This window comes from Bradyrhizobium sp. WSM2254, assembly GCF_000472645.1.
Taxonomy (GTDB): Bacteria; Pseudomonadota; Alphaproteobacteria; order Rhizobiales; family Xanthobacteraceae; genus Bradyrhizobium; species Bradyrhizobium niftali.
On record NZ_AXAB01000080.1, the window covers coordinates 1 to 13248 of the forward strand.

Below are 13248 nucleotides of genomic sequence, written 5' to 3' on the forward strand. Positions count from 1 at the left end.
CAGATCCACTTCCTCGCCACTCCGCAGATACCGATTGTAATACTTGCGGAACGTCTGCGAGCAGGTCCCGTGGTGCCGGTAGAAGTCGCCAACCCGCTTGAACAGCGGCGATCGCCCAGCCTTCACCGCCTCATACTCCGGAATCAGAAAACGCCACTTCTGCAGATAGTTGCGCTCAATCGTCCGGTCGTAGCTATTGTCGCGCATCGGATCCGTCCTCCAGCGGAGCGATCCAATCAGCGAATTAGTGAACATGCACAATTGCGAGGAGCTCTTGCAGCGAAGCAATCCAGACCGCCTCCGCGGAAACAGTCTGGATTGCTTCGCGGAGCCTGTCATCGGGCCGCGCTTTGCGCGGACCCGGTGGCTCGCAATGAAGAAGAGGAGGAGGGTGCGTGAGTCCAACTTTCGCCGTGCGCTCGGACGCAGCCCCTGACCCCTCCCTCTCCCCGCAAGAACGGGGAGAGGGAGTGAGAGAGCGGTGCGTCCCTTACTACGCGCGGCGACTTACGCCGCGTGCTGATGCGCGGCGATGATCTGTTCGGCGGCGCGGCCCGTGACTTCGGCCATGTGGTCGAACTGACGGGTGAAGCTGCCGGCGCCGGCGGTGGCCGAGCGCAGCTCGACGATCAGCTCGCCGATCTCGGCTTCCGGCATCATGGCGCGGACGCAGTCCCAGCCGCTCCAGCCGTCGCGGGTGTCGAAGCCGAGGATCTGGCCGCGCCGCGCCGACAGGATCGCGTTGATCTTGGCGGTGGCATCCGTCGGGCAGACGATCTCGACCACGTGGATCGGCTCCAGCAATACCGGCTGGCATTGCGGCAGGCCTTCGTTGAGTCCGACCCGCGCGGCGGTACGGAAGGCGAGATCGGAGGAATCGACGCTGTGATAGGAGCCGTCGGTCAGCGTCACCTGCACGTCGGTGACGGGGAAACCGAGCGGACCGCGCGTGAGCCCGTCGACGACGCCTTCTTCCACCGCCGGGATGTAGTTGCGCGGCACCGCGCCGCCCACCACCTTCTCAGCGAATTTGAAGCCGTCGCCGCGCGGCAGCGGCTTGATGTCGAGCACGACATCGCCGAACTGGCCATGGCCGCCGGACTGCTTCTTGTGACGGCCGCGCTGGGTGATCGGCTTGCGGATGGTCTCCTGATAGCCGATCGCGGGCGGATGCGAGGCAACTTTGACTCCGAAGCGATCGCGCAGGCGTTCGCTGGCGACGCGCAGATGCATCTCGCCCTGGCCCCACAGCACGGTGTCGTGCGTCTTTGCGTTCTGCACGACCATGAGCGAGGGATCCTCCTCATGCAGCCGCATCAGCGCCTGGCCGAGCTTGACGTCGTCCTTGCGGTCGGTGGCCGCAACCGAGATCGCGAGCACGGCCGATGTCGGTTCTGCGGCGACAAGCGCTGCCGGCTGGGTCTTGCCGCTCGAGACCATGTCGCCGGTCTTGACCGGATCGACCTTGGCGATCGCGACCGTGTCGCCGGCTTCCGCCGCGGCGCGCTTGGTGTCGTAGGCGCCGTTGACGGCGAGGATGCCGGAGATGCGCCCTGCGCCGCCGGAGGAGGATTGCAGCGTGGCACCGTCGTCGAGATGGCCGGCGAGCAGCCGCGTCAGCGACAGCTTGCCGCCGTGCTGCGAGTGCAGCGTCTTGAAGACGTAGCCGAGCGCGTCCTTGCTCTCGGGGGCGCCAAGACGTTTGGCGGTCTCCGCAACACCCGGCGCCTCGTGGCGCAACGCCTTCATCAGGCGCAGCACGCCGTTCTCGCGGCCGGCAGCGCCGAGCAGCACCGGGCAGATCAGCCCTTCGCGCAATTCGCGGGCGAGATCGTCGAACACGGCATCGCGCGGCGGCTGGATGTCTTCGAGGAGTTGTTCCATCAGCGCATCGTCGTGGTCGGCGAGCTTCTCCAGCATCGAGAAGCGCGCCTCCTTCTCGCGGTCGAGATCGCCGCCTTCGAGCGCGATCACCTCGGAGGCCTTGTGCTCGCGATAGATGAAGGCGCGCTCCAGCGCGAGATCGACGAAGCCCTCGATCAACTCGTCCTTCCAGATCGGGATCTGGCGCAGCACCAGCGGCACGCGCGAGGCGGGCTGGAGCGTTGCGAGCGTCTCGCGGATGCGCTTGTTGGCGCGGTCGATCTTGTTGAGGAACAGGAAACGCGGAATCTTCAGCTCCTCCAGCTCGCGCAGGATGATCTGAAGCTGGGGCAGCTTCTTCTCGTCGGCTTCGCAGACCACGACCGCGGCATCGACCGCGGGCAACGCGGCGCGCATGTCGTGGGCGAATTCGACGGAACCGGGACAGTCGAGGAAGGTGTAGCTGTCGCCCATGAAACTCGTGGTGGCGGCAGTGAGGCCGACGGTCATCTTGTGATGACGGGCCTCGGGCGTGGCGTCGCCGACGGAAGTTCCGGCGTCGACGCTGCCGGCACGCGGGATTGCGCCCGTTCGTGCCAATATCGCTTCAAGAAGTGTGGTTTTACCGCTTTGGAATGGGCCCACCAGCGCAATGCACCGTGGACCTCGGGGACTTCTGACGTCTTGTCCCATTCGCCGCCTCCTTGGTGTGGAGCTCGGCCCATGATTGGGTCGGCAAACGCGGATGCTCTGCCCGTCCCCGAGATTTGGCAAGCGTCAAACGTCGCTGCGGTGCGTCGTCGTGATCGCGCCGGTGGAACGGCGCGATCACACGCATAATTGTTAGCGGCCGGGGCGGAGTTCCAGGCTCTCGAGGCCGGCGGCGACGTTGAGGCCGACCTGGCCCTGCACGCTGAGCGGCTGGAGCGCGATCGAATTGTTGGAGCCCCCGACCAGCACGTTGCCGCCGAGGCCGACGCCAACCGACGCACTGCCTTGCGCGCCCGCATAGGTGCCGGAGAGGTCGCCCGGTCCGAGTCGGTCCACCGGCGCGAACACGCCCCAGGCAAGCGCGGTCTCCTGGGTGATGCCGATGTCGAGACCGACTTTGCGGATGGTCGCGACGTAGCGATCCTCCGGCAAACCGTCGGCACGCAGGACGCAGCCGAGATTGGTCACCGATCCCACGATGAAGCCAACGCTGGCACCGCCACGGCATTCGAGCACGCCGACCCGCACCATCCGCTGCTGCTGTGCGCCGCCGTTTGCGACGGAGGCAACGAGGCTGGCGGCGGCGAGCCCGGCGAGGAGGAATGAGCGGCGCATGTATGTCTCCGGCGATGAATGTGATGCGAGCAGAGCGGACACCCTACCCGTGGCGCGCGATGGTCTATGCCACAAGAGTCCTGGCGGTGCCAGATCGGACACATCTGAAACCGAACGCGCGGAGAGAGCCGCTCACCCCACCCTCTCCTCGTAAGAACGGGGCGAGGGAGTGAGAGAGCCGTGCGTCCCTCACGATGCAAGAATTGATTAGAGCACGCGATCGGGCTCGACTTAACCTCTCCCCGCCCTTCTGCGGGGACAGGTCGGATTGCGCAACAATCCGGGTGAGGGGCAGTGCAGGATATCAACCAGAGCAAAAGTCCGTCCGACTCCGCCTCGTTGAAACACAAACAAAAAGGCCCGCCGAAGCGGGCCTTTCCAATTCGCACTGTCTTCGGCTCAGCGCAAATTGCCGCAGAAGCGCTGGATGCGCTTGCAGGCGTCTTCGAGATCCGAGGTCTTGGTCGCGTAGGAGATGCGGAACGCCGGGCCGAGGCCGAAGGCCGAGCCCTGCACCACGGCGACGCCTTCGGTCTCCAGCAGCTCGGTGACGAACTGCTCGTCGTTGGAGATCAAATTGCCCGACGGCGCTTTCTTGCCGATCGTGCCGGCGCAGGACGGATAGACGTAGAACGCGCCTTCGGGGCGCGGACACTCGATGCCGTTCGCCTGGTTGAGCATGGAGACGACGAGGTCGCGGCGCTCCTTGAACACCTTGTTGTTGGCGGGGATGAACTCCTGCGGACCGTTCAGCGCCTCCACCGAGGCCCACTGTGCGATCGAGCACGGGTTCGAGGTCGACTGCGACTGGATGGTCGACATCGCCTTGATGAGCTGGGCCGGGCCGCCGGCATAGCCGATGCGCCAGCCGGTCATGCAATAGGCCTTCGACACGCCGTTCACGGTGAGCGTGCGGTCGTAGAGGCTGGGCTCGACCTGCGCGACCGTGGTGAACTGGAAGTCGTCATAGACGAGGTGCTCGTACATGTCGTCGGTCATCACCCACACATGCGGATGCTTGACCAGCACGTCGGTGAGCGCCTTCAGCTCGGCCCGGGTGTAGGCAGCTCCGGTCGGATTCGACGGCGAGCACAGGATCACCCATTTGGTCTTCGGCGTGATCGCGCGCTCGAGCGCTTCGGCCCCGAGCTTGAAGCCGGTCGCCGCGGTGCAGACCACCGGCACCGGCTCGCCGCCGGCGAGCGCCACCATCTCGGGATAGCTGACCCAGTACGGTGCGGGGATGATCACCTCGTCGCCCGGATTGATGGTCGCCATCAGCGCGTTGTAGAGCACCTGCTTGCCGCCGGTGCCGACGATGATCTGGTTCGGCTTGTAGACGACGCCGTTCTCGCGCTGAAACTTCGCGATGATGGCTTCCTTCAGCTCGGGGATGCCGTCGACCGCGGTGTACTTGGTCTTGCCGGCCTCGATGGCGTGGATCGCCGCCAGCTTGATGTTGGCGGGCGTGTCGAAGTCGGGCTCGCCGGCGCCGAGGCCGATGACGTTGCGGCCCGCCGCTTTCAGCGCACGTGCTTTATCCGTGACCGCGATGGTCGCGGACGGCTTCACACGGTCGAGCGCAGCGGCAAGGAAGGACATCGTCATCTCCTGACAAGCGTCGTGAACCCATGGGTCGTCACGACTCTGATTGTGGGAATGGAGCCACCCTAAAACGTGTGCCGCTGCGCCGCAAGAAACTTCGGCCCGATCTCGCAAAAGTTTACGGATTCCGGCGTTTCGACGCGCGATTTCCCGCAATATTCCGTCACTTTGCCGTCCGAATCCCTCATATCCGGCAAGGCCTGTCCTCGGAGCAATTTTGCGTGTTGGCCGTGATGAAATCGGACCGTCGTCATGCCCGAGCAAAGTCGTCCGAAGGACGGCGTCGCTTGCGCTCGCCTATGTCCCGGGCATCCACGTACTTCGTGCCGCGCGGCAAGGCGTGGATGGCCGGGTGAAGCCCGGCCATGACGATTGCGGAGGCGTCAACGCCCTACCCCCGATTGGATCGCTCAGCGATCTCACACGAATGCACGGCGCAATGCGTCGCCCACGTTGACGCAAGCGTGATCTGATTTGCATCGTCGTGTGGAAATGATCTTCCGTGGCGTTGCAGTGCGGTAGGGTTTTCGAGTTTTTCTATTGGCTGGCTCTTGCGGCGGATTCGCATCGGCATCATTGTTTAGCCGCGGTTCGGGGCAACAAGCGCCGCGCCTTCCCGTCCTCGGTTTAGAACTCCCAGAATGTACAAGCTCTATTCGATGCAACGCTCCGGCAACAGCTACAAGGTCCGCCTTGCGCTGGCGCTGCTGAACTTGCCTTACGAAGCGATCGAGGTGGACATTCTGCGCGGCGAGAGCCGTACGCCGGACTTTCTGTCCAAGAACCCGTCAGGCCAGGTGCCGCTGCTCGATGTCGGCGGCGACCGCTATCTCGCCGAGTCCAACGCCATCCTCTGGTACGTCGCCGTCGGGACACCGCTCGCGCCTGAGAACCGCATCGATCGCGCCGAGGCGCTGCAATGGATGTTCTTCGAGCAGCACGCGCTCGAGCCGAACATCGGCGCCGCCTATTTCTGGCTGTCGCTGGTCAAGGGCGGCCGCGACCTCCAGACCCATTCGCTGGAGGACTGGATGGAACGCGGCTATGGCGCGCTCCAGGTGATGGAGAACCATCTCAAGACCAACGCCTATTTTGCCGCGCGCCAGCTCACGGTCGCCGACATCGCGCTGTACGGCTATACCCATGTCGCCGACCGCTGCGACTTCGACCTCTCGACCTTCCCGGCGATCCGGGACTGGCTGAAGCGCGTGGAGGCCGCGCCCGGCTTCGTCTCGATGGACTGGCGGCCGGCCGACGTCGACGACCCCGCCAGCATCGCCGCCAGCGCCTGATGTCGCGGGCCCGCTCGTGGTGAAATAGCGGGCATAAGGGTCGTCTTTGCCGCAATCCCGCCATTTTCGTTGCGGCAGCCGCCGCAATATTGCCGGTTGAAACTGGGAAATTCTGGAAAGTCGCGGGTGATTCGCTCGCACGTTGAAGGATTTAGACCCATGACTCGGGCGTCCGGCACGGCAGGCTTTCAGGGCCAACCCGCTACCGTTGCGTCTTCCCGGCTGACCAACGCGGTCGCGGCCTCGCTCGCCGTCGCCGCGCTCTCGCTGTGCCTGATCGTCACCCTGACGGTGCTGTCGACCAAGGCGACCATGGCGATGGGCCTGCCGGTCTGATTCCCGTTTCATCCTGGACCAGCCTTCAGGGCGCCGCGTGACCCGCGCCGACCGGCATCGCGACAGGACGTCGATGAAGTCACCTGTGGTAGTCGTTGCAATCACCCTGACTGCGGCCATCCTGGTCGCGGCATCGCTGTTGATTTTCACCGGCATGCGCAAGAGCTCGGGCACCTCGACGCTGAATGCGCCCGCGGCGCAGCAACGCGTCAGGCACGCGCACTTGGTCTAAAATCATCCGAAAGCTTTGCGCACCGCCGCAAGCCGCCCTTAAGCACTTCGCACGAATTCGCACCGCACCGGTGCACCCATCAGTCAGTATCGCCACCTTACCTCGTTCAGGGAGGAACGAGACAGGCCATGCGACTCGGATGGCGTGCGATCTGCGGTCCGGTGCTGACAGCGGCGACCCTGCTGCTGGCGATCCTGTTCGATCGCTCTGTCCCCTCGCCCGCGCCGCTGTTCGTCTGCATCGTGGCGCTTGCCGGCGCGCTGTCGGGTTTCGCCTCCGCCATCACCAGCGCAGCCCTCGCCGTGACCGGCGCGGCGCTGCTCCTCTTCTTCCACCGCGCCATGCCCTTTGCGACCGCGGATCTGGTCCAGCTCGGCCTCCTCGCAGTGACGACCGCCGGCACTGCCGCGATCACCGGCCTGATGCGCGAGCGGCTGCTCGGCACCTTTGCCGCCGAGCGCCTGAGCCACGCCACCGCCGCGCGGCTGTCGGCCGCGCTCGACCAGGTCGATATCGGCATCGTGCTGCTCGATGCCGAGACGCGCGCCGAATTCATCAACCGCGCGTTCCGCGATTATTTTGCGGTGCCGGACGACATCGCCGACGGCAAGCCGCCCTTCGTCGCGCTGATGTATCACGGCCGCGACACCGGCGCGTTCGAACTGCCGGAGGACGAGCTCGCCACCTTCATCGCGCAGCGCATGGAGATGGTGCGGATCGGCGATGCCACGCCGATCAACATCGCCTTGCGCAGTGGCGAGGTGCTGCGCTTCGTCTGCGCCGCGCTGCCCGATGGCGGGCGCATGCTGAGCTACACCCCGGTAACCGACCTCGTGCGCCACACCGATGCGCCCTCGCGCGCCGACTATTACCGCGCGTTGCGCGACCCCACCGGCCGCAAGCTGATCCGGTACCTGCGCGCCGCTGAATAGCGTCACAGCGCGATTGATCGACGCGCCCTTCATCACGTATGAAGGGCACTTCATCGCTCGCGGAATTTCCAGATGTCGCTCACCGTTCGCTCCGTCACCAAGCAGGACTACGATCAATGGCTGCCGCTGTGGGACGGCTACAACGCCTTCTACGGCCGTTCGGGCCCGACCGCGCTCGCGCCCGAGATCACGCGGATGACGTGGCAACGCTTCTTCGACGCCTATGAACCCGTGCATGCGCTGGTCGCCGAAAGCGACGGCCGGCTGCTCGGGCTGACGCACTACCTGTTCCATCGCAGCACCACCGCGATCGAGCCGTCCTGCTATTTGCAGGACCTGTTCACGCTGGAGGCCGCGCGCGGCAAGGGCGTCGCCTCGGCGCTGATCCACGGCGTGTACGAGCGGGCGAAACTGGCGGGATCGCCGCGCGTCTACTGGCAGACGCACGAGACCAACGTCACGGCGCAGCGCCTGTACGACAAGGTCGCGGAGCGGTCCGGCTTCATCGTCTATCGCAAGCTGTTTTAATTCTAGCGCGCAGCCTGTGGATAACTCCCGATGTCACCTGTGCGTTACATAGCGGGACTAGGCTCCGCCTGCGTCTGATCAGGCCCCCCGTCACCGATCAAGCGCCCCAAAGCGGTCCCCGTCAGTCGCCGCGTCTGACAGGGGCCGCACTTTTTTGTCCGCTCTGCCGGCATGGCAGCAGCGCGGTGAGCAGCTTGCTGGGGCGGCGCACGGTGGTCACAATGGACCGCTGCTCATCTGACAGGATCTCCCATGGAAATTCGCAATCTCGGTGCCTCCGGCCTTCGCGTGTCTGCGGTCGGGCTCGGCTGCAACAATTTCGGCCAGCGCACCGACCTCGAGACCTCGCGCAAGGTGATTCATCGCGCGCTCGACCTCGGCATCACGCTGTTCGACACCGCCGACATCTATTCGAACATGGGCGGCTCGGAAAACGTGCTCGGCACTGTCCTGGGCGATCGCCGCAAGGACATCGTGCTGGCGACGAAATATTCCAAGCCGATGGCGGAGGACGGAACCAAGCAGGGCGCCTCGCGCCGCTACATCATGAACGCGGTGGAAGCGAGCCTGAAGCGGCTGAAGACCGACTACATCGATCTCTACCAGCAGCATGACTATGACCCGCTGACGCCGATCGAGGAGAGCTTGCGCGCGCTCGACGATCTCGTCCGGCAGGGCAAGGTCCGCTACATCGGCAATTCGAACTTTCCGGCCTGGCGGATCGCGGAGGCCGAGTATGTCGCACGCGCGATGAATGTCAGCCGCTTCGTCTCCTGCCAGGACGAATATTCCCTGGTGGTGCGCGACATCGAGAAGGATCTGCTGCCGGCAGCAACGGAATACAAGCTCGGCCTGTTGCCGTTCTTCCCGCTCGCAAGCGGACTTCTGACCGGCAAATACCGGAAGGGCGAGAGCGCTCCTGATGACACTCGCTTCGGCAAGGTGCCGCGGCTGCGCGACCGCTACGTCACGCCGCGCAACGAGGACATCGTCGAGAAGCTCCAGGCCTTCGCCAAGGCGCGCGGACACAGCATGCTAGAACTCGCCTTCTCCTGGCTCGCCGGACGCCCGCAAGTGTCGAGCGTGATCGCCGGCGCCACCCGCGTCGAGCAGATCGAGGAGAACGTCAAGGCGATCGCCTGGAAGCTCAGCACTGATGATCTTGCCGAGATCGACAAGATCACGCTGGGCTGACCTCTGAAGCGCGGCGCTATTTGGCGCCGCGCCCGACCGTCTGCATCACCTCGAAACCTTCAAATTGCGGATGGCCGAGATAAAGCGGCTTGTTGTCGCCGGCCTTGTGATGCGCGGCACGAAACGCCTCCGATTTGGTCCAGGCCTCGAACGCCGCGTGGTTCGCCCACACGGTGTGCGAGGCGTACAGGGTGTGGTCCTCGAGTTCGGGCCCGCGCAGCAGATGGAATTCGACGAAGCCCGGCACCTTGTCCAGATGCGTGTCGCGCGAGAGCCAGACCTGCTCGAAGGCGGCCTCGGAGCCCTTGGCGACGCGGAAGCGGTTCATGGCGATGTACATGGATGGTCTCCTGATGTTCGGCTCATCATGTCGTCATTCCGGGACGCGCCGCAAGGCGCGGGCCCGGAATCCATTTTGCGGCGGAACGTATGGAGGCATGGATTCCGGGTTCGCGCTACGCGCGCCCCGGAATGACGGCTAAGCCACCAGCCCCTTCATCGGCCTTGCGCTTGCGCTGTCCGGAAACACCGCCTCCGCAAGCACGCGGTCCGACAGACCGAACTGGCCTTGCAGAACGCCCTTGATCACCGAGCGCAGATCAGTGGTCGGCTTGAGGTCGCGGGCCTCATAGAGGTTGGCGAGCTTGAGGCCGGGCCAGTCGGAGATGACACGGCCGCCCTTCACCGCGCCGCCGGCGAGCAGCGCGACCGTGGCGGTGCCGTGATCGGTGCCGTCGGTGCCGTTGATGCGCGCGGTGCGGCCGAACTCGGTTGCGACGACGACGACGGTGTCGCGCCAGCGCTCGCCGAGGCCGCCCTCGAATTCGGCGAGCGCGCCGTCGAGCCCGCCGAGCAGGAAGGCGAGGCGGCCGACCGGGCCGCCTTCATTGGCATGCGTATCCCAGCCGTCGAAGGCAAGCGCGGCGATGCGTGGGCCATCGTCGGCGGCCATCAGCTTTGCCGCGCCGCGCGCCACCTGACGCATCTGGGCGACCTGATTGCCGCCCTTCGGCTTCATGTCGTCGCCGCTCGCGACCTTGTCGAGCTGGAGGCCTTGCGACAAGGCCATCGCCAGCGCGGGATCGCGGTGACGGTACAGATCGACGAGGCGCATCGCGGTGTCGTCGTCGGCCTGCGGCAGCGCGACCGGCGCCCAGCCGACGGTCGGCGCGTTGCCGCGCAGCACCAGCGGCGTGGTCGGGCCAACAGCAAGACCGCTCGAGACGCGCTCGCCGCGCGGCAGCGCTTCCAGCGCGCGGTTGAGCCAGCCGGACTGCACCCGGCCCGGACCGGCATAGCCGCTCTCGAGCACGTCCTGACCGTCGAAATGCGAGCGATCACGATAGGGCGTCGCCACCGCGTGGATCACCGCAGCGTGCTTGTCGCGATACATCCGCGCAAACTCCGGCATCGCCGGATGCAGCGCGAAGAAGGAATCGAGCATGATCGCGGGATGCGCGCCATCCGACGCGAGCGCGATCGATCCGTGCAGGCCGGCATAATCGGGATCACCGACCGGCGCGACGGTCGAGAGCCCGTCGAGCGCGCCGCGCAGGATCACGACGATCAGCCGGGGATCGCGACCGTCGGCCGCGCGCGCGAATTTCGGCAAATAGGCCCAGGCCGCGAACGAGGCGCCGCCGAGCAGAAGGCCGCGGCGCGAGGTGAGGAGGCGGTTCTCGACGCAGTCGATCATCATCATCTCCTCTGCATTTCCGGCGACATCAGCAGCAGCGCCAGCGCCTGCTGGCGCGATTCCGCGCGCTCGATGGTTCGCCGCGTTTCGATGGAGGCCGCGTCTGCGGCTGCGAATTCCAAGAGGTCGAGCGGGTCGATGTTGTTGCCGAGCCGCGCGCCCATCTGCGCGGCGATGTCGAGCCGCAGCTTCATGCCTTCGGGCGCCGCCCATGCGGCGGTGGTGTCCGGAAAACCGTTGGGACCGGCCGGCGACCACAGCGGCTGGCCGAGCAGGTTGAGATTGTTGAGATAGCCGCCGGGATCCTCCGGCACGCGTGCCAGCAGCCGGCCGCTCGCGACCACGAAGTCGTAAGGCGAGCGCATCTTGGTCAGCGGCGCCTTCCAGGCCTCGTCGGAATCGACCAGCGCCGTCGCCATCGCCTTGAGATCGCCGTCGGTCTTGACGAAGACGTCGCGCAGGCGCGCAACCAATGCCTGAGGCGGATCGTCGGCGACGAAATGCCGGACGAGCTTGGTCGCGATGAAATTCGCGGTTGACGGATGCCGGGCGATGTCGGCGAGCGCCGCCTCGCCCTGCGCCAGCCCCGTCGGCTCGTAGGTCTTGCCGAGCAGCACTTGCGGCCCGGGCTGGTGTGCATTGACGTTGAAGGCGAAGGAGCCGGGTGTGCCGAGCCCGCCTTGCCTTCCGGCAAAGGTCCAGCCCGTGATGATGCGCGCGAGCGAGGTGACGTCCTCCTGCGTGTAGCCGCCGCCGACGCCGAGCGTATGCAGCTCCATGATCTCGCGCGCGAGATTTTCGTTCAGCCCGCGCTTGCGGTTTTGCCCCGCGCGCGAGTCCGGCCCGAGCGATTGCTGGTTGTCGAGGAAGAACAGCATGGCCGGATGCTGCTCGACCGCCTTGAGCATGTCGGCGAAGCGCCCGAGCACGTGCGGCCGGATCGCCTCGCGCTCGAATGCGCCGGCCCAGATCCGCGCCAGCTCGCCCTTGCTCGCGGAGATGCAGAAATGGTTGGACCAGAACACGACCAGCCGCTCGGTGAAGCCGCACTCGACCAGCGTCGCACGCTGCAAGCGCGCCAGTGCTTCAGCGCGAAAGGTTTTCTGGATCACGTTGAGCGGCTGCGGTGCCGGCTTGGCGGCCGGCGGTGCGGCCATGTTCGGCTGCATGGTCTCGGGCTTCGCCGCAGTGTCGGCCGGCTTCGCATCGGTCATCTGGCCGGCGATCTCGGTCGCAGCCGTGTTCAGCGAGAGATTGCGGCGCGGTCCGGGCTTCTGATCGGCCGGCGGCTGTGGCGGCGTTTCGGGCGGCGTCCCGGCCTTGGCGGCGGCCTCACGCGCCTGCTTGACCTCGTCCTGATAGGCGAACACGGCCTGGCCCAGTTGCGGCGTCGATTGCAGGCCGGGCGCCTCCAGCAGCACGCCGTTGGGGCGCGCCAGTTCCGCCTTCACGAAACCGCGCGGATCGGACGCCGCGTTGATCAGATCGCCGGATGCCCCGCCGCGGGCGCCGAAGCCGAAACGGTTGAGCGCAACGAGGGCGGCTTGCGAATCGCGGGCCATCGATTTGTCCTTCGCGGATTGCCAACCGCTTTCCTGGTCTGTGCGCGGCGGATAATATACCGCAGCGGGAGATGAACCCGACATGAAAATGACGACACAGCTTTTGCGCAAATCATGACAATTCCGAAAGAATCCACAATGCAGGAACCGCGCCGCCTCGCCTGTTCCCGCTGCGGCACCGAGTTCGGCTGTGACCTCTCCGGCACCTGCTGGTGCGCGGAGGAAACCGCGCGACTGCCGATGCCGGTGAAGGGCGAGGATTGTCTGTGCCGGGACTGTCTGCGCAAGGCGGCGGCGGAGGCGGCCGAGTGAGTCGCAGCGGTGCTCTGGAACGCGAGCACGCACCACACTCTCCAGTGTCGTCCTGGCGAAAGCCAGGACCCATTACACCAGGGAGATGTTTGGCGAAGACCCGTCGTTCGGTACTGATACCGTCCGCGATCGATAGACCTCGCGGTATGGGTCCCCTGAGTTCACAAACGAAGTGCAACACTTCCAACTGGAGGTGTTGCCATGGGGCGGACTTACAAACAGCTCTCCCTTGACGATCGATGCGAGATTGCCCGCCTTTCGGCCAATGGCAACTCGGTCGGGCAAATCGCGGCAGCTTTGGATCGCCCGCCATCAACGATCTCTCGGGAGCTGAGGCGGAACCGTGGCAGGCAGGTCGGCTACAAGCCAA

The 13248-nt window shown here is 65.6% G+C and carries 15 protein-coding genes; 8 read left to right on the top strand and 7 right to left on the bottom strand.

The window, feature by feature from the left end; all coding sequences use genetic code 11:
- The 4 genes from A3M7_RS45565 to A3M7_RS0137025 all read right to left on the bottom strand — a co-directional run.
- A partial coding sequence (locus tag A3M7_RS45565) for a hypothetical protein (RefSeq protein WP_156937100.1) occupies nt 1-207 on the bottom strand: 207 nt, incomplete at its 3' end.
- 300 nt (nt 208-507) lie between these two features.
- Entirely contained in the window at nt 508-2556 is a 2049-nt protein-coding gene (locus A3M7_RS0137015) for an elongation factor G (RefSeq protein WP_027548408.1), read from the bottom strand.
- Nucleotides 2557-2706: 150 nt separating this feature from the next.
- A complete protein-coding gene (locus A3M7_RS0137020) occupies nt 2707-3189 on the bottom strand; it encodes a DUF992 domain-containing protein (protein WP_027548409.1) in 483 nt (160 codons plus the stop codon).
- Nucleotides 3190-3588: 399 nt separating this feature from the next.
- Nucleotides 3589-4791: a pyridoxal phosphate-dependent aminotransferase gene (locus tag A3M7_RS0137025; protein WP_027548410.1), complete on the bottom strand. Its 1203-nt coding sequence runs from the start codon at nt 4789-4791 to the stop codon at nt 3589-3591.
- 644 nt (nt 4792-5435) lie between these two features.
- Here A3M7_RS0137025 and A3M7_RS0137035 point away from each other — a divergent pair.
- The 6 genes from A3M7_RS0137035 to A3M7_RS0137060 all read left to right on the top strand — a co-directional run bounded on the left by A3M7_RS0137035 (nt 5436) and on the right by A3M7_RS0137060 (nt 9308).
- On the top strand, nt 5436-6086 hold the full coding sequence (locus A3M7_RS0137035) for a glutathione S-transferase family protein (RefSeq protein WP_027548411.1): 651 nt from the start codon (nt 5436-5438) through the stop codon (nt 6084-6086).
- Nucleotides 6087-6245: 159 nt separating this feature from the next.
- Nucleotides 6246-6422 (top strand): hypothetical protein, encoded by a 177-nt coding sequence (locus tag A3M7_RS50090; RefSeq protein ID WP_164937506.1) that lies wholly within the window; start codon nt 6246-6248, stop codon nt 6420-6422.
- Between the two features lie 37 nt (nt 6423-6459).
- The gene (locus A3M7_RS47870) at nt 6460-6654 is read left to right on the top strand and encodes a hypothetical protein (RefSeq protein ID WP_084302847.1); all 195 of its coding nucleotides are present in this window, start codon (nt 6460-6462) and stop codon (nt 6652-6654) included.
- Nucleotides 6655-6782: 128 nt separating this feature from the next.
- Nucleotides 6783-7586, top strand: coding sequence for a PAS-domain containing protein (locus A3M7_RS0137050; protein ID WP_027548412.1), 804 nt, complete (start codon nt 6783-6785; stop codon nt 7584-7586).
- A 72-nt stretch (nt 7587-7658) separates the two neighbouring features.
- Nucleotides 7659-8114: a GNAT family N-acetyltransferase gene (locus A3M7_RS0137055; protein WP_027548413.1), complete on the top strand. Its 456-nt coding sequence runs from the start codon at nt 7659-7661 to the stop codon at nt 8112-8114.
- A 252-nt stretch (nt 8115-8366) separates the two neighbouring features.
- Nucleotides 8367-9308 (top strand): aldo/keto reductase, encoded by a 942-nt coding sequence (locus tag A3M7_RS0137060; protein ID WP_027548414.1) that lies wholly within the window; start codon nt 8367-8369, stop codon nt 9306-9308.
- Between the two features lie 16 nt (nt 9309-9324).
- On the opposite strand, the gene A3M7_RS0137065 is transcribed toward A3M7_RS0137060, so the two are convergent.
- The 3 genes from A3M7_RS0137065 to A3M7_RS0137075 all read right to left on the bottom strand — a co-directional run bounded on the left by A3M7_RS0137065 (nt 9325) and on the right by A3M7_RS0137075 (nt 12566).
- The gene (locus A3M7_RS0137065; protein ID WP_008544592.1) at nt 9325-9648 is read right to left on the bottom strand and encodes an antibiotic biosynthesis monooxygenase; all 324 of its coding nucleotides are present in this window, start codon (nt 9646-9648) and stop codon (nt 9325-9327) included.
- A 138-nt stretch (nt 9649-9786) separates the two neighbouring features.
- On the bottom strand, nt 9787-11004 hold the full coding sequence (locus tag A3M7_RS0137070) for a DUF1501 domain-containing protein (protein WP_049823936.1): 1218 nt from the start codon (nt 11002-11004) through the stop codon (nt 9787-9789).
- Between the two features lie 2 nt (nt 11005-11006).
- The gene (locus A3M7_RS0137075; protein WP_027548416.1) at nt 11007-12566 is read right to left on the bottom strand and encodes a DUF1800 domain-containing protein; all 1560 of its coding nucleotides are present in this window, start codon (nt 12564-12566) and stop codon (nt 11007-11009) included.
- A gap of 114 nt (nt 12567-12680) precedes the next feature.
- On the opposite strand from A3M7_RS0137075, the gene A3M7_RS0137080 reads away from it, so the two are divergent.
- A complete protein-coding gene (locus tag A3M7_RS0137080) occupies nt 12681-12878 on the top strand; it encodes a cysteine-rich CWC family protein (RefSeq protein ID WP_027548417.1) in 198 nt (65 codons plus the stop codon).
- 201 nt (nt 12879-13079) lie between these two features.
- On the top strand, nt 13080-13248 hold a 169-nt coding region (locus A3M7_RS47875; protein ID WP_156937101.1), incomplete at its 3' end, for a helix-turn-helix domain-containing protein.